The organism is Streptomyces sp. NPDC017056, assembly GCF_044332485.1.
Classification (GTDB): Bacteria; Actinomycetota; Actinomycetes; order Streptomycetales; family Streptomycetaceae; genus Streptomyces.
Genome location: NZ_JBIRPD010000002.1, coordinates 425,619 through 444,683, shown reverse-complemented (window position 1 = coordinate 444,683; position 19,065 = coordinate 425,619). Strand labels below are relative to the sequence as shown.

Genomic DNA, 19,065 nt, shown 5'->3' with positions numbered 1-19,065 from the left:
CCAGGGAAGTACCCGGCGGCCCCGGCGGCGGCCGTGCGCACCGCCCGGACCTCTGCGCACCGCCCGGCCGCTGCGTGCCGGAAGATCCGTGGCCTTCCGGCCTCGACTTCTGTAACTACTAGTATGTACAGTACGATCATGACCACCTCCGAACGGCTCATCGAGAGCACCAGGGAACTCCTGTGGGAGCGGGGCTTCACCGGCACCAGCCCGAAGGCGATCCTCCAGCGCGCCGGCGTCGGCCAGGGCAGCATGTACCACCACTTCTCCGGCAAGTCCGACCTGGCGCTCGCCGCCATCCGCCGCACCGCGGAGAGCATGCGGGCCACCGCCGCCACCGCCCTGTCCGCCGACGGCAGCGCGTACGACCGGGTGCGCGCCTACCTGCTGCGCGAGCGTGACGTCCTGCGCGGCTGCCCGGTGGGCCGGCTGACCATGGACCCCGACGTCATCGCCGACCCCGTGCTGCGGCAGCCGGTGTTCGAGACCCTCGACTGGGTGCGCGGCCGGATCGCCGCGATTCTCCGGGAGGGGCTGGAGCGCGGCGAGTTCGACGCCGAGCTGGACCCGGAGGGGACCGCCGCCGCCGTCGTCGCGACCGTGCAGGGCGGCTACGTACTGGCGCGCGCCGCCGAGTCGCCCGCCCCCTTCGACACCGCCGTGCGCGGCGTGCTGGCCCTCCTCACGGCCCGCACCACCGGCCGGAACCACTCCGCCTGACGCACCGCCAAGCCGCCCGCCCCACCCGCCCGAAAGGCCCCACCGCTCATGGAGATCACCCGCACCCGCCCGGACAGCCAGGCCGGCCCCGCCGAACACTTCACCGGCACGGTGTGGCTGGACGAGGTCGCGGCCCCGCCCGCCCCGTCCCGGCTGCGGATGTTCAGCGTCCACTTCGCGCCCGGCGCCCGCACCGCCTGGCACCGGCACCCGCACGGCCAGGTCCTGCACATCACCGAGGGCGTCGGCCTGGTGCAGCGCAGGGGCGGCCCGGTCGAACGGGTCAAGGCCGGCGACACCGTGTGGACCGGCCCGGGCGAATGGCACTGGCACGGCGCCGCGCCCGGCGCGTTCATGACCCACCTCGCCGTGGTGGAGGCGGCCGCCGACGGCACTACCGCCGACTGGGGCTGCCTGGTCGACGACGACACCCACTCCGCGTAATCGCACCCCTATCCCACCTCACAGGAGCCCCCTTGCACGCCCTCCAATACGCCGTCACCCTGCCCGCCGACTACGACATGGGCATCATCCGCGACCGGGTACGGACCCGCGGCCACCTCCTCGACGACTTCGACGGGCTCGGGATCAAGGCGTACGGCATACGCGAACGCGGCGTCGACGGTTCGCCCGTCAATCAATATGCGCCGTTCTACCTCTGGGCCGACCCCCGGGCCATGAACCGCTTCCTGCTCGGCGACGGCTTCCGCGGCGTCATCCGCGACTTCGGCCGCCCCGAGGTACAGCACTGGATGGGCGTCCATCACGAGCGCGGACCTGCGTCCGGCACGGCTCCGCGGTCCTTCGTCCGCCGTACGGAGACCCTCTCCGAGGGGGCGGATCCGGCCACCGCCGTAGCGGAAGCCGTGGCGGAACAGCAGCGGCTCGCCCGTACGGACGGCGTGCACACCACCGCGCTGGCCGTCGACCCCCGGCACTGGGAGCTGACGCACTTCACCCTCTGGGCGGCCGACGCGCCAGAGGGCGAAGGCGACCGCTTCCAGGTGCTGCACCTGTCCGCGCCGGGCGCCGGGCGGCTGCCGACGGGAGAGCAGTGGTGAGCGGACAGCCGGAGGCAACCGTCCGTACGGTCACCGGGGACGTCTCCCCCGCCGTTCTGGGCGTCTGCGACGCGCACGACCACCTGTTCCTGCGCAGCCCGGTACTGGCCGGGCAGGAGCTGGCCGACGCCGGTGCCGCCGCGGCCGAACTGCGGGCCTTCCGGGAGGCGGGCGGCAACACGGTGATCCAGTGGACGCCGTACGGGATGGGGCGGCACGCCGGGGAACTGCCGCGCCTCGCGCGCGAGTCGGGGGTACGGATCGTGGCGGCCACGGGGCTGCACCAGGCGGTCCACTACGCGCCCGAGGTGCTGGAGCGGTTCACGGGGCACGCCGGTGGCTCCGGGGCCCTGGCGGAGCTGTTCGTGGCGGAGCTGACGACGGGGATCGAGAGCCGCGCTGGGGCCCCGGGCACCGAGGAAACCTCCGCCGCTGCCACCGGCGGTCCCGCCGGACGGCCGCGCGCCGGGATGATCAAAGTGGCCGGCGGCTTCCACGGCCTCGACGCGCACGCCCGGCACACCATGGCCGCAGCGGCCGAGGCCCATCACGCCACCGGCGCCGCCATCGGCGTCCACCTGGAGCAGGGAACCGGCGCAGCGGACGTACTCGACCTGCTGTGCGGCACGCTCGACGTGCCGCCGGAGCGGGTGATCCTCGGGCACCTCAACCGCTTTCCCGACCTCACCGTCCACCGGGAGGCCGCGGCCGCCGGGGCCTACCTGGCCTTCGACGGGCCCTCGCGGGCGCACCACGCGACGGACTGGCGGCTGCCGGACGCGCTGGCCGCGCTCGCGGACGCCGGATACGGGGACCGGCTGCTCCTCGGCGGGGACACGACGACGGCGGCGGCCCGTTCGGTGAACGGCGGGCCCGGCATGCCCTTCCTCCTGCGCCGCCTGCGCCCGCGCCTCGAACTCGCCCTGGGCGAGGAGCTGGTGCACCGCGTCCTCACGGCGAACCCGGCCCGCGCTTTCGCGGCCGCGTGGAAGCCGGTGGCGGGCGCCTGAGAGAGGGCGCGGGGTGACAATGGCCGGACAAAGCCGCCGGCCTTGGGAGGCGTCGCCATGCAGCACCTGGGCATCCTCGCGCACAGCGCCGAAGGCGCCGCGCTGTGTTTCCGGGCCTTCTGCCAGGAGGGCTCCGCCGAACTGGGCCCTTACGAGCACCCGGACGTGACGCTGGACTGCGTGAGCATGGCGCGCAGCATGCCCGCCTGGGAGGCCGGCGACCACCAGGCGATCCGGCGCACACTGTCCGGCAGCGTGGCGCGGCTCGCCCGGGCGGGCGCGGACTTCTTCGTCTGCCCGGACAACACCGCCCACCTGGCGCTCGGGCTGCCCGGCGCGGAACTGCCGCTGCCAGGGCTGCACATCGCCGAGGTGGTGGCCGAACGCGCCGCCCGTGACGGCCGCCGGCGCGTCGGCGTCCTGGGCACCGCGTACACGATGCGAGGCCCCCTCTACGAGGACGCGCTGGGCCGCCGGGGCATCGCGGCCGCGGTGCCGGCCGAGGCCGACCGCCGTACCGTGCACGAGATCATCTTTGGCGAGCTGGTGAACGGCGTGTTCACCGACGCGGCGCGCCGGGAGTACGTACGCGTCATCGAACGGCTGGCGGCGCGCGGCTGCGACGCGGTCGCCCTGGTCTGCACGGAGATCCCGCTCCTGGTCACGCCCGAGGTGTCGCCGCTGCCGGCGCTGGACTCGACACGGTTGCTGGCGCGCGCCGCGTTCGAGACCGCCGTCGGCCGGCGGACCGCGCCGGTGTGGCGCGGCGGCCCGGTCGGGCGCTGACCCGGGGCCGGGCGCGGGCCCTCAGTCGTCCAGGATCACCAGCGGGTCGTCCAGGACCGGCTGCCACGCCAGCTCCGCCGCGCCGACGAGGCTGTTGTGGTCGAGCGTGCACGGCAGAATCGGTACGCCGCCGCTGCGACCCCACAGGCTGCGGTCGGCGACCACCGCCCGCAGCCGCTCCGGGTCGGCGCCCAGGAGTTCGCGGTGCAGGCCGCCGAGGATGATGCGGTCGGGGTTGAGGATGTTGACGAGTCCGGCGATCCCGAGGCCCAGCCGGTCGATCAGCAGCTCGGCGGCGGCCCGTACGGCCGGGTCCTGGTAGTCCTCCCTGATCAGGTCGGTGGCCTGCCGGAGCAGCGAGCCCTCCGGGCCCGGCGCGCGGCCCGCCGCGCCGAGGAAGGCGAGCGGGTCCGCCTCGACGTCCAGGCAGCCGCGGCTGCCGCAGTGGCAGGGCGCGCCCTCGGGGTTGACGGTCAGGTGGCCGACCTCCAGGGCCAGGCCCGAACTGCCGCTGTGCAGGCGGCCGTCCAGGACCAGCGCGCCGCCGACGCCCCGGTGCCCGGAGGCGACGCACAGCAGGTCGCGGGCGCCGCGGCCGGCGCCGTGCCGGTGTTCGGCCAGGGCGACGAGGTTGACATCGTTGCCCGTGAAGCCGATCCCCGCGGTGACCCCGGGGATACGGGCCTCGGCGAGCGCGCGCCGGAACAGGCGGCGCACGGGGGCGCCCGTGGGCCAGGCCAGGTGCAGCGGGTTGAGCGCCTCGCCGTCGGGTTCGGCGACGGCGGACGGGATGGCGAGCGCCGCGCCGAGGCAGCGCCGCCCGGTCCGTTCGAGCATCCCGGCCCCGGAGGCCACGACTTCGGCAAGTACCCGGGCAGGGTCGGCGGGGATGGTGCCGCAGCCGCTCTCGGTGGCCACGATCCGCCCGCCGAGGCCGACCAGCGCGGTGCGGTAGCCGTCGGCGTGGATCTGCCCGGCGAGCACGACGGGGCCGTCCTCGTTGACGAACAGCCGGTGCGAGGGGCGCCCTTGGGAGCCCGCCGAGGCGGTCGGGCGGGAGTCGACGGTGATCAGGCCGAGCGCTTCCAGTTCCGCCGCCACCGCGCCCGCGGTCGCCCGGGTCACGCCGAGCTCCGAGGTGAGGACGGCGCGGGTGGGCGCGCGTCCGGTGTGTACGAGCTCCAGTGCGGGTCCGAGGGCGCTGCGGCCCCGCTCCAACCTGGTTGTCCGAGTCTGGGTCACGTGCCCATTCTGGCTTTGTACCGACGGTAAACAAAATAGGGGCGGGCCGTCCGGGCGGGCCGTCCGGGCGGGCCGGCCCGGCAGGTCACGACGGCCGCGGCGGACACGGCCTACGGCTGCGGCGGTACCGGCCGTACCGGCGGCGGCCGGTACGGGTACCGCACGGTGCCGACCGCCGCGTACGCGGGAGTCGATACCCGGACGCCGGGTACCCGGCCTGCCGCAAGGGACCGGTTGCCGACCATAATGGGTGGCTCGGTCACGGATTCGGCCGGGGCGCCCGGCCGGGAAGCCCCAGCGTGCGGGTCCCGCACGCCCGGCGCCCACCGGCCGCCCCGGCACATTGGGGGCTGCGATGGACACCACACCCCGGCTGCGCGGCCTCGCGCGGCTGATGTTCGGCAATCCGGTCTCGCTGGTCTACCTCGCCCTGGTCGTCGCGGCGGCGCTCTTCGCCCTCGTGGACATGGCTTTCGTCCGGCACGAGGACGCCTCGTTCTCCGGCGTCTGGGTCGTGCTGCTGACGGCTCCGGCGGTCTTCCCGCTGTGGCTCGCCGGTGACGCGATGTGGGCCGACTCCGGCTCCCCGCAGTGGTATTCGATCGCGGCGGTGGTCGTGGCCGCCCTGGTCAACGCGCTGCTGCTCGGGCTGGCCCACCGGGGTCTGCGGGGCCAGCCGGCCCCGCACGGCGCCGTTGTCAGTGGTCACCGGCACACTCATCGGCATGGACATCGCTGAGTTCACCGAGTCCCTGCGCCGGGACGGACAACTGCTCGCGGACGCCGCGGAGAAGGCCGGGGCACACGCCCCGGTACCGACCTGCCCGCAGTGGCGGGTGCGGGACCTGCTCATCCACATGGGGCAGGTGCACCGCTGGGCCACGGGCTTCGTCGAGCACGGCCGCCAGGAGCCGGCCCCGCTCCCCGAGGCCCCCCGCCTGCCCGACGACGCGCTCGCCGACTGGCTGCGCGACGGCTGCCGGAAGCTCGTGGAGACGCTGCGCGCGGCCCCGGCCGACCTCTCGTGCTGGACCTTCCTGCCCGCGCCCTCCCCGCCGGCCTTCTGGGCGCGGCGGCAGGCCCACGAGACGGCGGTGCACCGCGCCGACGCGGAGGCCGCGCTCGGCGCCGGCCACACCGCCGCCGACCCGGCCTTCGCCGCCGACGGCATCGACGAGTTGCTCGTCGGCATACACGCCCGGGAGCGCAGCCCGATGCGTACGGAAATGCCGAAGACGCTCCTGATACGGGCGACCGGCGCGGCCGGAGCGGCGTGGAAGGTGGCCCTCTCGGACGCTCCGCCGCGCGCCGAGCGCATACCGCTCACCGCTGCGACGGGCGGCGACGCGGCGGACTGCGTGCTGGAAGGAGCGGCCTCCGACCTGTACTTCGCCCTGTGGAACCGCCGGCCGCTGGACGGCATCACGGTCACGGGCGAGGTCTCCTTGGCCCGCCTGTGGCAGGAGCGCTCCGGCATCTGAGGCGCCGGGCGAGGGGGCGGGCGGCAGGGCGGACCACCACGAAATCCAGGGCATCACATGACAGACTGTCACCATGTCTCCGACCCGTTCCCAGGCCGAGCGCGACGCGATGACCGTCGAGATCGGTTTCGCCCTGCTGACCGGCGTGTTAGCGGCCGGTGCCGCCTTCGGCGTCGTGGTGAGCCCCCTGCTGTTCACGGACCCGGGCCGGGGCTGGACCGGCGCGCTCCTGGCGGCGGCCGGGTGCGCGGCGGGCGTCGCGTTCGTCTGGCGGGTGGTGCGGGTCCTGCGCCGCTTCACCGGGCGGCGTACGAGCTGAAGCGCGGAAACACTTCCCTTGGAGTTGCCGATGGCCGTTCGCCGTGTCGTGCCCAACGTCGAGACCGAAGCCGTGCGGGAGAGCCGGGACTTCTACGGCTTGCTGGGCTTCGAGGAAGTCATGAACCACGGCTGGATCATGACGCTCGCCTCCCCGTCCCACCCGGCGGCGCAGGTCAGCTTCATGGCCGCCGACAAGACGGCGCCGTGCACCCCCGACATGAGCGTGGAGGTGGACGACGTGGACGCGGTCTACGCGCTCGTACGGGAGAGTGGCGCGGAGATCGTGCACCCGTTGCAGGACGAGGAGTGGGGCGTGCGGCGCTTCTTCGTCCGGGACCCCGGCGGCCGGGTGGTCAACGTGCTGGGACATCGCTGACGCCGCGTCCGCGCGGGCGGACGACCCTGACGACCGTCGGCCACCGGCCACCGGCTCCGGCTCCGGCTCCGGCTCCGGCTCCGGCTACCCCAGCCACCCCGGGCGGACGAGCCCCGTCTCGTAGGCCAGCACGACCAGTTGGGCGCGGTCCCGGGCGCCCAGCTTGACCATCGTGCGGCTGACGTGGGTCTTGGCGGTCAGCGGGCTGACGACCAGGCGGCGGGCGATCTCCTCGTTGGACAGCCCGATGCCGACCAGCGCCATCACCTCCCGCTCCCGCTCGGTGAGCCCGGAGAGCGTGTCCGCGGCGGCCGGCTCCTTGGACCGGGCGGCGAACTCGGCGATCAGCCGGCGGGTGACGCCCGGCGAGAGCAGCGCGTCACCCTCGACCACGGCGCGCACCGCCCGTACCAGCTCCTCCGGTTCGGTGTCCTTGACCAGGAAGCCGGAGGCGCCGGAGCGGATCGCCTCGAAGACGTACTCGTCCAGCTCGAAGGTGGTGAGCATGACGACCTTCACCGCCGCCAGCCGGGGATCCTCGGTGATCTGGCGGGTGGCGGCGAGGCCGTCCAGCACCGGCATCCGGATGTCCATCAGGACGATGTCGGGCCGCAGTTCGCGGACGGCGATCAGCGCCTCCTCGCCGTCCGCCGCCTCGGCGACGACCTCGATGCCGGGCTGGGCGTCCAGCAGGGCCCGGAATCCGGCGCGGACCAGCAGCTGGTCGTCGGCGAGCAGTACCCGGGTCACGACTCCTCCTCGGTGGCGGTGGGGATCACCGTATCCGCAGTGCGGGCGCCGCCGGGGCGGTGCGGCGCCGGTGTGCCGGGCGGTGCCGTGGCCCTCAGGGGGATGCGGGCCCGCACCCGGAAGCCGCCGTCCGGGCGTGGCCCCGCCTCGACGGTGCCGCCGAGGGCGGCGGCCCGCTCCCGCATGCCGACCAGCCCGTTGCCGCCCCCGGACACGTCCCCGGCGCCACCGCCGGCGGTCGCGGGGCCGTCGTCGTCGACCGTGATCTCCAGCTCGCCGGGCCGGTGCGCGAGCCGGACGCGGGCGGTACGGGACCCGGAGTGCCGGACGACGTTGGTCAGCGCCTCCTGGACGATCCGGAAGGCCGCGAGGTCGGCGCCCGGGGCGAGCCCCGCCGGCCGGCCCCGCCCGGTGACCTCCACCGTCAGGCCGGCACCCGCGGCCTGCTCGCAGAGTTCGGGCAGCCGGTCCAGGCCGGGCGCCGGAGAGCGCGGCGCGTCGCCCGGCGAGCGCAGGGTGTCCAGGACCTGCCGTACTTCGCCCAGCGCTTCCTTGCTGGCGGCCTTGATGGTGGTCAGGGCCGTGCGCGCCTGCTCGGGGTCGTCGTCCAGGAGGGCGAGGCCGACGCCCGCCTGGACGTTGATGACGGAGATGCTGTGCGCGAGCACGTCGTGCAACTCGCGGGCGATCCGCAGCCGCTCCTCGTCGGCCCGCCGCCGTTCGGCGGCCGCCCGTTCCGCGCGCGCCTTCGCGAACTGCTCACGCCGTACGCGCGCCAGCTCGGAAACCGCCACCACCGCCACCACCAGGACCGTGACGAACAGCTGCTCCCCCCAGGGCGCGGGCCCGTCACCCTCGGGCGGGAGCCAGCGGTAGAGCCAGTGGCCGACCAGGAGGTGGCTGACCCACACCAGGCCGACGGCGGTCCAGGCGGCCCGGCGCCGCCCCGCGACGATGCTCGCGGAGCAGCCGAAGGCGATGGTGAGCAGGACCGGGCCGTACGGATATCCGGCGGCGAGGTAGGCGGCGGAGGTGAGCGCGGTGCCGAGGGCGACCGTGCGCGGGAAGCGGTGCCGCAGGAGCAGCAGCGCAGCGCCGGTGACCAGCAGCAGGTACGCGAGCGGGTCGAGGTCGGCGCGGGCGGACTGGCTCTTCCCGGCGAATCGCGAGCCCACGAGCACGAACACGGTGAAGCAGAGGGTCGAGATCCAGGGCAGCCGCGCGCCGGGCCGGCCGGCGGGGCGGTCGCCGTCCGCCGGCCACCACCGGCCGGGGCGCGGTCCCCGGCAGGGCCGCGCCCACGGCGGCCGTCCCTTGTCCATGCCGGCACGCTAGACCGGCACACCGTACGGTGGCGTCAGCCCGGCGCGGTGATCAGGGGTACTCCCGGGGGAGTATCCGGCGGGGGAGGTGCACCGGGGCGTCCGTTGCGGGAGGCCGCCCGGGGCCCGCCCCCGCCGTACGGCGAGCCCGGCCGCCCGCTTCCCTACTGCCGGTCCATCGCCCCCAGCGCCCGCCGCGCGACCGGGTGGGTGCGGACGATCTCGGCCAGCGTCGTCGTGCCACGGACGATCTTCGCGAAGGCGTGCCAGGCCGGGCGGAAGCCGGTGAGCGCCGCGTGGATCATGCCGGGGCGGCGGGAGAAGAGCGTGAGCATGCGGCGGCCGACGCCCATCTCCACGCCCAGTCCCGCCTTGATGGCGAAGGCGTAGTTCAGGGCCTGGCGCCGCGCGTCCACCGCGTCGTGCGCCTCCGAGACGCGCACCGCCCACTCCCCCGCGAGCCGCCCGGACCGCAGCGCGAAGGAGATGCCCTCGCGGGTCCACGGCTCCAGGAGCCCGGCGGCGTCCCCGCACACCAGGACCCGGCCGCGGGAGAGCGGCGAGTCGTCGGCGCGGCAGCGGGTCAGGTGGCCGGAGGAGATGTCCGGCTCGAAGCCCGCGAGGCCGAGCCGGCCGATGAAGTCGTCCAGGTAGCGCTTGGTCGCGGCGCCCTCGCCGCGGGCCGAGATGACGCCGACGGTGAGGGTGTCGCCCTTGGGGAAGACCCAGCCGTAGCTGCCCGGCATCGGCCCCCAGTCGACGAGCACCCGCCCCGCCCAGTCCTCGGCGACCGTCGGCGGCACCGGGATCTCGGCCTCCAGCCCCAGGTCGACCTGGTCCATCTTCACGCCGACGTGGGCGCCTATGCGGCTGGCGCTGCCGTCCGCGCCGACCACCGCGCGGGCGAGCACCACCTCGCCGTCGCCGAGCACCACGGCGACGGTCCGCCGGTCGGGCACCGCCGAGCCGTGCTGCTCGACCCGGGAGACCGTGGCGCCGGTGCGCAGCTCGGCCCCGGCGTCCTGGGCGGTCTTGACCAGCCGGGCGTCGAACTCGGGGCGGTTGATGAGCCCGAACAGCATGTTCTTGGAACGGCGGGTGCGGGTCATCCTGCCGTTGAGGGAGAACGTCACCGCGTGGACCCGGTCGCGCAGCGGCAGGTCGAAGCCGGGCGGCAACGCGTCGCGGGACGGTCCGATGATGCCGCCGCCGCATGTCTTGTAGCGGGGCAGTTCGGCTTTCTCCAGGAGCAGCACCCGGCGTCCCGTACACGCCGCGGCGTAGGCGGCCGAGGCGCCGGCGGGCCCCGCCCCCACCACCACGACGTCCCACACCTGCTGGTTCTCCTCGGCTGCGCTCTCGCTGCTCACCTGTGCTTCTGCTCCCGTTCGATGCCTTGCTGCGCGTACCGCCCGCATCCTACGGCGCGCCGTCGGGCGCTCCTCCTGTGGGAAGATCGGCCACACAATCGCCCGTACGTACGGTTGGTCCGGCGCGAAGGCCGGACGGACCCGCATGTGTACAACACGTGTACAACGCCGCGCCCACAAGGAGCGTTCCATGCCTGACAGCCCGCTCGCGCAAACCGTCGCCTCCCTGCAGCCCCGGGCCAGGGCCGAGCTGACCGAGTTGGTGGCCTTCAGGTCGGTCGCGGACCCGGCGCAGTTCCCCCGGAGCGAGTGCGAGGCCGCCGCCGAGTGGGTCGCGGGCGCGCTGCGGGCCGAGGGCTTCACGGATGTGGCGCTGCTGGACACCCCGGACGGCACCCAGTCGGTCTACGGCTACCTGCCGGGCCCGGCCGGTGCGCCGACCGTGCTGCTGTACGCGCACTACGACGTGCAGCCGCCGCTGGACGAGGCCGCCTGGATATCGCCTCCGTTCGAGCTGACCGAGCGGGACGGGCGCTGGTACGGACGCGGCGCCGCCGACTGCAAGGGCGGCCTGATCATGCACCTGACGGCACTGCGGGCGCTCAAGGAGCACGGCGGCGTCCCGGTCGGCGTCAAGATGATCGTGGAGGGCTCGGAGGAGCAGAGCACCGGCGGCCTGGAGCAGTACGCCGAGGCCCACCCCGAGCTGCTGGCCGCCGACGCCATCGTCATCGGCGACACCGGCAACTTCCGCGTCGGCCTGCCGACGGTGACCGCGACGCTGCGCGGCATGACGGCGCTGCGCGTCCAGGTGGACACCCTGGAGGGCAATCTGCACTCCGGCCAGTTCGGCGGGGCCGCCCCCGACGCGTTGGCGGCGCTGATCCGGATCCTGGACTCGCTGCGGGCCGAGGACGGCTCGACGGCGGTCGACGGGCTGGCGGCGGACGCGCGCTGGGAGGGCCTGCAGTATCCGGAGGAGGAGTTCCGCAAGGACGCCAAGGTGCTCGACGGTGTCGGCCTGACCGGCAGCGGCACGGTCGCCGACCGCCTGTGGGCCCGGCCCGCCGTCACCGTCCTCGGCATCGACTGCCCGCCGGTGGTCGGTGCCACGCCGTCCGTGCACGCCGGCGCGCGGGCGCTGGTGAGCCTGCGGGTGCCGCCGGGCACGGACGCCGCGGCGGCGACCAAGCTGCTCACCGCGCACCTGGAGAAGGCCGCCCCGTGGGGGGCGCGGGTCACGGTCGAGCAGATCGGGCAGGGCCAGCCGTTCCGTGCGGACACCAACAGCCCGGCGTACGCGTCGATGGCGTCGGCGATGCGGGAGGCGTACGACGGCACGGAGATGCAGACGTCCGGTATGGGCGGGTCGATCCCGCTGTGCAACACCCTGGCCGCCCTCTACCCGCAGGCCGAGATCCTGCTCATCGGCCTCAGCGAGCCCGACGCGCAGATCCACGCGGTCAACGAGAGCGTCTCGCCGGAGGAGCTGGAGCGCCTCTCGCTCGCCGAGGCGCTGTTCCTCCAGCAGTACGCCCGGCAGTACGAGCCCGCCGGCAGCTGATCACCGGGATGCCGGTGCCGGCCGGGGGCCTCCCGCCGCCCCCGGCCGGCACCGCCTCATCCCACAGGAACGCCCGCCTCAAGATTCAGCGGGCGTCCCTGTTCGCGTGCGCGCAAGGCCCAGCGCAGCCGGTTCCAGCGCACCGGGGGCAGCATGTCCGCCGCCTCCGCCTCGGTGGCGAACCGCCAGTCCCGCAGTTCCGGGCCCGGCAGCAGCAGGTCGCGTATCTGCTCCCCCGCCAGCCGCCCGCCGTCGAAGAGCATCCGCAGCCCGCCGAACCCGGGCGGTTTCGGCGCTTCCCAGTCCAGTACCAGCAGCCGGGGGGCGCTGTGCAGCCGGATGCCCAGTTCCTCGCTCACCTCGCGGAGCCCGGCCTGCGCCGGCGCCTCGCCCGGCTCCACGACGCCGCCGGGGAACTCCCACCCCGGCTTGTACGTCGGGTCCACCAGCAGCACCCGGTCGGCGTCGTCGAAGAGCAGCACGCCCGCGGCCAGGGTCTCCGCTGTGGGCTGCGGTGTCTGCACGATGTCGCAGGCCCCGGCCCCGGAGCGGACCGCCTCCGCGACCCGCTCGGCGGTCTCCCGTGACGTCAGCCGGGCGGTGTCGATGACGTGCGCGTCCTGCTTGAGCCAGCCGAGCGCCTCCCCGTACGCCTCCAGGTGCGCCCGGCACCGGTCCGGTGCGGCCCCGTCGGCACCGGCGCGGCCCGCGCGCTCGCGGAGGATCGTTTCCTCCGCGTGCAGCAGCACATGGCGCACGGGCACCCGGCGCGAGGCGAGGCCGCCGAATATCTCGTCCCGGTACTCCTGGCGCAGCAGCGGCATCGGCGTGATGAGCGGTCCCGGCACCTCGTCGAGCAGCGCCGCCGCCGTGTCCACCACGAGGCGGCGCCAGGACGGCAGGTCCTGGTAGCCGTCGACCTCCGCCAGCCGCGCGGCCGGCAGCAGCCGCCGCAACTCGCTGCCGACCAGCTCGGGGTCGTAGAGCGTGCTCCCGGGAAGCAGGTCCAGCAGGTGCCGGGCCGCGGTGGCCTTTCCCGCACCGAACGCGCCGTTCAGCCAGACGATCACATTGCCCCCTTGTCCCTAGACCCCAGTGAGTTGCCCGTAACACCCTGCCACGGAAACTTTGGGGGGACGGGGCTATCCCCGCGCGGCCGGAGACGTGGCCCTTTCCACCTTCGGCGCGATACCGGAAGGTTTGAAGACCCCCTTGTACGCGCTGATCGCGGCGACGGCGGCGACAAGGATGCTGGTCACCACGGACTTTCCGGCGAAGTCCCCGGCGAAGAGCGCGCTCCCGAGCCCCACCAGCACCGAGACCACCACCTGTACCGCGGTTCTGGCGGCCGGCGACCATTGCGGCTGATTGACGACGGAGATGAACAACGGCGAGGCGAATCCCACGATCAGCGCCCACATCTGAGCGTTCGTCATGACGCTCTCCTTTCCCGTGCGGGATGTAGCCGGAGCGTCGCCGCCCCTGCCGTACCCGGCAAGAGTCCGCGCACCTGTTTTCCCGCGCGTGTACGGGGCCGGGGCGCCGCGCTTCATCCCTTGTTCGCGCCCAGGGTCAGGCCCGCGATGAAGTGCCGTTGCAGGAGCAGGAAGACGACGATCGTGGGGAGGGCGACGATGACCGATCCCGCCGCGAGCAGGTTGTAGTCGGTGAAGAACTGGCCGCGCAGGTTGTTCAGGGCCGAGGTGACCGGGAGTTTGTCCCCGGTGGAGAGGAAGACCAGGCCCCAGAGGAAGTCGTTGTACATCCAGGTGAATTGCAGGGTGCCCAGCGCGGCGAGCGCGGGGCGGCACAGCGGCAGTGTCACGTGCCGGTACCGGGTCCACACGCCCGCCCCGTCGACGATCGCGGCCTCCAGGATTTCCTGCGGCAGGGTCCGCATGAAATTCGCCAGGACGAAGACGCAGAAGCCGAGCTGGAAGGCGATCTGTACGGCGAGCACGGCCCACAGCGAGTCGTACAGCGTCATCGAGTCGGACATCCAGTACGGCAGCGGCACCTTGTTGAAGAGCACGTAGAGCGGGGTGACGATGACCTGTTGGGGCAGCAGGTTCCCGGCCGTGAAGACCATCAGCAGGACCATGGAGCCGCGCAGCCGCAGCCGGGCCACGGCGAAGGCCGTGAAGGACGCCAGGAAGAGGGTGACCAGTACGCCCGGCACCGCGATCAGCAGGGAGTTCAGGAAGTACCTGGCCATGCCGGAATCGCTGAACGCCTGCCGGTAATAGTCGAGGGAAAGCCGGCTCGGCAGCGAGAAATAGCCGTCCCTGGTGGTCTCCTCGTACGGGCGCAGCGAGGCGTAGACCGCCAGCAGCAGCGGCGCGAGGAAGGCCAGGGAGACGGCGAGGAGAAAGGCGTGCACCCCGAAACGCCCCCGGCGGCGGCCCGGCGCGCCGCCCGCGGGGCGCGTGGGATGCGCGGGGTGTGCCGGGCGCGTGACCCGGTCGGCGGAAACGGTCATCGCCGCTGTTCCCCCCTCAGTTCCTGGACGAGATAGGTGATGATGAATCCGAGGGAGACCAGCAGCAGGACGACGGCGATGGCCGAGCCGAACCCGATGCGGCTCGCCTCGCCGATGATGTTGTCGGTCACCAGGACGGACAGCAGTTCCAGCCCGTTGCGGCCCTTGTTGACGGCGTAGACGATGTCGAAGGCGCGCAGCGCTTCGATGACGGTGATGACGCCGACGATGACGTTCACCGGGCGCAGTGCCGGCAGCACCACCCGGAAGAACGCCTGCCGTTCGCTCGCGCCGTCGATCGCGGCGGCCTCCTTGAGCGTCGGATCGACGGATTTCAGGCCCGCGAGATAGAGGATCATGACGTAGCCGGTGTGCCGCCAGCAGGCGGCCAGCAGGACCATCCAGATGTTGAGGTCCGGGTCGCCGAGCCAGTCGACGGGATTCTTCTCGTTGCCCAGCAGGGCGTTGAGCGCTCCCTGGTCCCGGGACAGGACGAGCTGCGCGATGAAGCCGACGACGGCGAGCGAGAGCACCACCGGCATGTAGAGCGTGGACTGGTAGAAGCGGCTGAACCGTACGCCGCGGTCGATGAGGACGGCGAGCAGCAGCCCGAAGGGCGTCGCGAGCAGTCCCAGTGCGGCCAGCCAGAGGAGGTTGTTGCGCACCGCGGGCCAGAATTGCGGGTAATCGGAGAAGAGGTTCGCGTAATTGCGGACGCCGGCCCACTCGATGTCGCCGACGCCGTCCCAGGTGGTGAAGGACAGGAGGACGGAGGCCAGCGTCGGGCCCCAGATCAGGGCGAGGTCGAGCAGGATCGGCAGGCCCAGCAGCACGCTCAGTACGGCGAGGTCGCGGCGGGTGTGGCGCCGCGGGCCCCGGTGCCCGGCGCGCCGGGCTGCGGTCTTCGGCACGGTGGTCGGCCCCCCGTCGGTCGTACGGTGCACGGTGTTCGCGGCGCCGGAGCGGGCTCTCAGTCCGCGGCGAAAATCTGTTTCTTCTGCCGTTCGATGTCGTTCACCAGGCCGTCGATGTCGTCCGGGTTGCCGATGAACTGCTGGATCGCCTGGATCAGTACGGTCGAGGCGAAGTCCGGGCGGGTGTCGCGGTCCATGAACTGCGATATCTGCCGGGCGCCGGACACCAGCAGGACGGCCTTCTTCTGGAGGGCGTCGTAGCCCTGCGTGCCGGCCCGGTTGTTGACCGCGACGTTGTTCGGGTCCCGCTTCAGGTAGATCAGTTCGGCCTGCGGCGTCGCGAGGTATTTCAGCAGGTCCTTGGCGCCGTCCTTGTTCTTCGCCTTCTTCGCCATCAGGAACCCGTCCACCGGCGCTTCGACCGCGTCCTGCCCGAAAGCCGGATCGATCTCGGGGAAGGGAAAGAAGTCCAGGTCCTCGCGGTTGGCGGGGGTGAACTGCTGGCCGGGGTGCGGCAGTCCGAGCACCGTCATGCCGGTCTTCTTCTGCTGGAGCGACTGGGCGGCCTCCTGCCAGGTCCGGCCGTTCGCCCCTTTCTGGTGGTACGGCAGCAGCCCTTTCCAGAGGTCGAACACCTGTCGCACCTGGGGGCTGGTCCAGGATTTCTCCCCCCGCATCAGCGCGATGTGGAAGTCGTAGCCGTTGGCCCGCATGTCGAGGTAGTCGAAGGTGCCCATGGCGGGCCAGCCCTCCTTGTCGCCGAAGGCGAATGGAGTGAGGCCGTCCTTCTGCATCTGCTGGGCGAGCGCCCGGTATTGATCGAAGTTCTGCGGGACCTCGTATCCCCTCGTCCTGAAAACGCTCTTCCGGTGGAAGACCGCCCACGGGTAGTAGTAGTACGGCACGAAGTACTGCTTGCCGTCCTCGCCCGTGGACTGTTTCCGCACCGCGTCGGAGAACCCGTCGAACTCCCTCCAGAGGTCGCTGATGTCGGCGAGCAGCCCCTTCCGCGCGAAGTACTGCATGCGGTATCCGGCGAACCACGTGAAGACGTCATCGGGCGTGCCCTGGAGGTAACGGTTGATGTTCTCCTGGAAGTTCTCGTGGTTGACGGTATTGACGTCCACCGTCTTCTTCGCCTTCTTCCCGTACGCCGCGAAGGCTTCGGCGTACGCCTTTTTCGGCACGGCGTCGGAGGCGTTGGACCCCACGGTGACGCCGCCGCCGGGTCCGCCGCCGCAGGCGGCGAGCAGCGCAGGCGCCGCGACCGCCCCCGCACCGGCCGCGGCGCCGCGCAACAGGGACCGCCGGGACACCGCGCGTGCCGCCCGGTGCCCGTACCCGCCTGGACCATTGCCCGCTGACTGGACCATGTCTCCCCCTCCCCAGGGGTGGAACCGAACAGAACCGAACGCGAGTGCTGGGATCTCACTCCCAACGAGGGTCTCAGTCAAGGCTTTTGGCGGGCATGGGCAGGAACGCCGACCTCCGCCTTCCAACACACTTCAACAAGCCTTACCGTAAACACTCCCGATTGACCGGTACATGACTTCACTGCACTCTCCTTCGAACGGAGGACGCGAATCATGCGCCCGCACTCCCCCCTCACCCCGCCACGCGCCCGGCGAAGAATGGCCGGCGCGCTTTCCGCGGCCCTTCTGTGTACGGCCGGACTGACGGCCGGTCCGGCCGCGGCCCGCACGGCCGAAGCCGCCGCCGGAACCGGGCCGGCCGCCGCACCGGCCCGGGGCCCGGCCGCCCCCCACGCGCCGCGGCTGCCCGACGGCCTGGCCAAGACCCCGCCCATGGGCTTCAACAACTGGAACTCCACCCACTGCCGGGCCGACTTCAACGAGGCGATGATCAAAGGGATCGCCGACCTCTTCGTCGAGAAGGGGCTCAAGGCCGCGGGCTACGAGTACGTCAACCTCGACGACTGCTGGGCCGAGCCCGAGCGCGACGCGAACGGCAAGCTCGTCCCGAACGCGGCCCGCTTCCCGAACGGCATCAAGGCCGTGGCCGACTACGTCCACTCCAAGGGCTTGAAGTTCGGCATCTACACCAGTGCCGGCACCAGGACCTGTGCGCAGGCCATGCCCGGCGCGCTGGGCCATGAGTACTCCGACGCCCGGCAGTTCGCCGACTGGGGAGTGGACTACCTCAAATACGACAACTGCAACAACCAGGGGGTGGACGCGAAGCAGCGCTACATCACCATGCGCGACGCCCTCAAGGCGACGGGCCGGCCCATCGTCTACAGCATCTGCGAGTGGGGCGAGAACAAGCCGTGGGAGTGGGCGGCGGACGTCGGGCACCTGTGGCGCACCACCGGCGACATCAGTGACGTCTGGGAAAGCATGCTGACGATCTTCAAGGCGAACGCGCCGCTGGCCCGGTACGCCGGGCCCGGCCACTGGAACGACCCGGACATGCTGGAGGTCGGCAACGGCGGCATGACGGACACCGAGTACCGCAGCCACTTCTCGCTGTGGTCGATGATGGCCGCGCCCCTGCTCATCGGCACCGACCTGCGCAAGGCGACCCCGGCGACGTACGAGATCCTCGCAAACCGCGAGGTCCTGGCGGTCGACCAGGACGCGCTCGGCAAGCAGGCCGAGGTCCTCGCGTCCGAGGGCGGCCGGTGGGTGCTGAGCAAGCCGCTGGCCGGCGGCGACCGGGCCGTGGCGCTGTTCAACGAGTCCGACCGGCCGCAGCGCATCGCCACCACGGCCAAGGACGCCGGCCTGCCGCAGGCGGGCGGCTACCGGCTGCGCGACCTGTGGAAGCACCGGGACACCCACACCGGGGGCGAGATCGCCGCGACCGTGCCGGCCCGCGGCACGCTCGTCTACCGCGTCTCCGCCGACCGGCAGTGGCCGCAGTACCCGCCGGCCGTCGAGACCGGCATCGCCCGCGACCCGGCGCCGGTCGAGATCGGCACGGAGGCCCGGCTCGGCACCCTCACCCGCAACCTGGGCCAGGCCCCCGCGCTGGACGTGAAGATCGGACTCAAGGGCCCGCAGGGCTGGCGCGTCGAGCCGGTCACGCCCACCGAGGACGCGGCGCTGCCGCCGGGCAGGACCCTGGCCACCGCGTGGAAGTTCGCGCCGGCGGCCGGGGCGAAACCCGGCGCGTACGAACTGACCCTGACCACCGACTACCGCTCGCCCCGCGGCCAGCGGGTGACCGACGCCCTGGCGGTCCCGGTGTACGCCGTCGTACCGCCGCCCGCGGGCACCTCGTACGCCAGCGACCTGACCCCGGTCACCGCCACCAACGGCTGGGGGCCGGTCGAGCGGGACATGAGCGTGGGCGGCCCCCAGGCCGGTGACGGGGTGCCGCTCCGCATCGGCGGCGTGCCGTTCGCCAAGGGGCTGGGCGCCCACGCGCCCAGCGACATCACCTACTACACGGGCGGCCGGTGCTCGGCGTTCGCCGCGCAGGTCGGCGTCGACGACGAGACGGGCGACCGGGGCTCGGTCAGCTTCGAGGTGTGGGCCGACGGGCAGCGGGTCGCCGACAGCGGCAGGCTGACCGGCACCGACCCGGCGAAGACCGTCAGCGCCTCGGTCGCCGGGGCGGGCACCGTACGGCTGGTCGTGCTCGACGGCGGTGACGGTGTCCAGTTCGACCATGCGGACTGGGCCGACGCCAGGTTCAGCTGCTGAC

General features: G+C 73.0%; 20 protein-coding genes. 11 read left to right on the top strand and 9 right to left on the bottom strand.

Features of this window, described 5'->3' with window-relative positions; all coding sequences use genetic code 11:
• The first annotated feature begins 138 nt into the window (after positions 1-138).
• The 5 genes from ACH4OW_RS04990 to ACH4OW_RS04970 are packed head-to-tail and all read left to right on the top strand — an operon-like array spanning position 139 to position 3,577.
• The gene (locus ACH4OW_RS04990) at positions 139-720 is read left to right on the top strand and encodes a TetR/AcrR family transcriptional regulator (protein WP_398025011.1); all 582 of its coding nucleotides are present in this window, start codon (positions 139-141) and stop codon (positions 718-720) included.
• Positions 721-768: 48 nt separating this feature from the next.
• Positions 769-1,164, top strand: coding sequence for a cupin domain-containing protein (locus ACH4OW_RS04985; protein ID WP_398025009.1), 396 nt, complete (start codon positions 769-771; stop codon positions 1,162-1,164).
• Positions 1,165-1,196: 32 nt separating this feature from the next.
• On the top strand, positions 1,197-1,781 hold the full coding sequence (locus ACH4OW_RS04980; protein ID WP_398025007.1) for a DUF4865 family protein: 585 nt from the start codon (positions 1,197-1,199) through the stop codon (positions 1,779-1,781).
• Positions 1,778-2,791: a phosphotriesterase gene (locus ACH4OW_RS04975; RefSeq protein WP_398025005.1), complete on the top strand. Its 1,014-nt coding sequence runs from the start codon at positions 1,778-1,780 to the stop codon at positions 2,789-2,791. The genes ACH4OW_RS04980 and ACH4OW_RS04975 overlap by 4 nt, the downstream gene beginning before the upstream one ends.
• A gap of 57 nt (positions 2,792-2,848) precedes the next feature.
• Entirely contained in the window at positions 2,849-3,577 is a 729-nt protein-coding gene (locus tag ACH4OW_RS04970) for an amino acid racemase (RefSeq protein ID WP_360132698.1), read from the top strand.
• Between the two features lie 21 nt (positions 3,578-3,598).
• On the opposite strand, the gene ACH4OW_RS04965 is transcribed toward ACH4OW_RS04970, so the two are convergent.
• Positions 3,599-4,819 carry an ROK family protein gene (locus ACH4OW_RS04965; protein WP_398025003.1) on the bottom strand — a complete coding sequence of 407 codons (1,221 nt, stop codon included), beginning with the start codon at positions 4,817-4,819 and terminating at the stop codon, positions 3,599-3,601.
• A 355-nt stretch (positions 4,820-5,174) separates the two neighbouring features.
• Here ACH4OW_RS04965 and ACH4OW_RS04960 point away from each other — a divergent pair, with 355 nt between their 5' ends.
• The 4 genes from ACH4OW_RS04960 (at position 5,175) to ACH4OW_RS04945 (ending at position 6,997) form a co-directional block, all read left to right on the top strand.
• Positions 5,175-5,558: an SCO4225 family membrane protein gene (locus tag ACH4OW_RS04960; RefSeq protein ID WP_398025001.1), complete on the top strand. Its 384-nt coding sequence runs from the start codon at positions 5,175-5,177 to the stop codon at positions 5,556-5,558.
• Entirely contained in the window at positions 5,545-6,300 is a 756-nt protein-coding gene (locus ACH4OW_RS04955; RefSeq protein ID WP_398024998.1) for a maleylpyruvate isomerase family mycothiol-dependent enzyme, read from the top strand. The genes ACH4OW_RS04960 and ACH4OW_RS04955 overlap by 14 nt, the downstream gene beginning before the upstream one ends.
• A gap of 73 nt (positions 6,301-6,373) precedes the next feature.
• Complete coding sequence (locus tag ACH4OW_RS04950) at positions 6,374-6,619, top strand: DUF6332 family protein (protein WP_360132709.1); 246 nt, start codon at positions 6,374-6,376, stop codon at positions 6,617-6,619.
• Positions 6,620-6,649: 30 nt separating this feature from the next.
• Complete coding sequence (locus ACH4OW_RS04945; protein WP_360132712.1) at positions 6,650-6,997, top strand: VOC family protein; 348 nt, start codon at positions 6,650-6,652, stop codon at positions 6,995-6,997.
• 84 nt (positions 6,998-7,081) lie between these two features.
• On the opposite strand, the gene ACH4OW_RS04940 is transcribed toward ACH4OW_RS04945, so the two are convergent.
• From ACH4OW_RS04940 to ACH4OW_RS04930, 3 genes are all read right to left on the bottom strand, one after another.
• Positions 7,082-7,747, bottom strand: coding sequence for a response regulator transcription factor (locus ACH4OW_RS04940; protein WP_360132715.1), 666 nt, complete (start codon positions 7,745-7,747; stop codon positions 7,082-7,084).
• Positions 7,744-9,069: a sensor histidine kinase gene (locus ACH4OW_RS04935; protein WP_360132718.1), complete on the bottom strand. Its 1,326-nt coding sequence runs from the start codon at positions 9,067-9,069 to the stop codon at positions 7,744-7,746. The genes ACH4OW_RS04940 and ACH4OW_RS04935 overlap by 4 nt, the downstream gene beginning before the upstream one ends.
• A gap of 164 nt (positions 9,070-9,233) precedes the next feature.
• Positions 9,234-10,439 (bottom strand): geranylgeranyl reductase family protein, encoded by a 1,206-nt coding sequence (locus ACH4OW_RS04930; protein ID WP_398024994.1) that lies wholly within the window; start codon positions 10,437-10,439, stop codon positions 9,234-9,236.
• 190 nt (positions 10,440-10,629) lie between these two features.
• Between ACH4OW_RS04930 and ACH4OW_RS04925 the strand changes: the two genes are divergently transcribed.
• On the top strand, positions 10,630-12,003 hold the full coding sequence (locus tag ACH4OW_RS04925; protein ID WP_360132723.1) for a dipeptidase: 1,374 nt from the start codon (positions 10,630-10,632) through the stop codon (positions 12,001-12,003).
• A 56-nt stretch (positions 12,004-12,059) separates the two neighbouring features.
• Here the strand turns inward: ACH4OW_RS04925 and ACH4OW_RS04920 are convergent, their stop codons facing one another.
• The 5 genes from ACH4OW_RS04920 to ACH4OW_RS04900 all read right to left on the bottom strand — a co-directional run bounded on the left by ACH4OW_RS04920 (position 12,060) and on the right by ACH4OW_RS04900 (position 16,769).
• Complete coding sequence (locus tag ACH4OW_RS04920; RefSeq protein ID WP_360132726.1) at positions 12,060-13,073, bottom strand: NUDIX domain-containing protein; 1,014 nt, start codon at positions 13,071-13,073, stop codon at positions 12,060-12,062.
• A gap of 72 nt (positions 13,074-13,145) precedes the next feature.
• Positions 13,146-13,439, bottom strand: coding sequence for a hypothetical protein (locus tag ACH4OW_RS04915; protein WP_360132729.1), 294 nt, complete (start codon positions 13,437-13,439; stop codon positions 13,146-13,148).
• A 113-nt stretch (positions 13,440-13,552) separates the two neighbouring features.
• Positions 13,553-14,482: a carbohydrate ABC transporter permease gene (locus ACH4OW_RS04910; RefSeq protein ID WP_398024991.1), complete on the bottom strand. Its 930-nt coding sequence runs from the start codon at positions 14,480-14,482 to the stop codon at positions 13,553-13,555.
• Positions 14,479-15,393: a carbohydrate ABC transporter permease gene (locus ACH4OW_RS04905; protein ID WP_398024989.1), complete on the bottom strand. Its 915-nt coding sequence runs from the start codon at positions 15,391-15,393 to the stop codon at positions 14,479-14,481. The genes ACH4OW_RS04910 and ACH4OW_RS04905 overlap by 4 nt, the downstream gene beginning before the upstream one ends.
• Before the next feature lie 59 nt (positions 15,394-15,452).
• Complete coding sequence (locus ACH4OW_RS04900) at positions 15,453-16,769, bottom strand: ABC transporter substrate-binding protein (protein WP_398024987.1); 1,317 nt, start codon at positions 16,767-16,769, stop codon at positions 15,453-15,455.
• Between the two features lie 213 nt (positions 16,770-16,982).
• Here ACH4OW_RS04900 and ACH4OW_RS04895 point away from each other — a divergent pair, with 213 nt between their 5' ends.
• Positions 16,983-19,064, top strand: a complete 2,082-nt coding sequence (locus ACH4OW_RS04895) for an NPCBM/NEW2 domain-containing protein (protein WP_398024985.1) — start codon at positions 16,983-16,985, stop codon at positions 19,062-19,064.
• The last annotated feature ends 1 nt before the right edge of the window (position 19,065 follow it).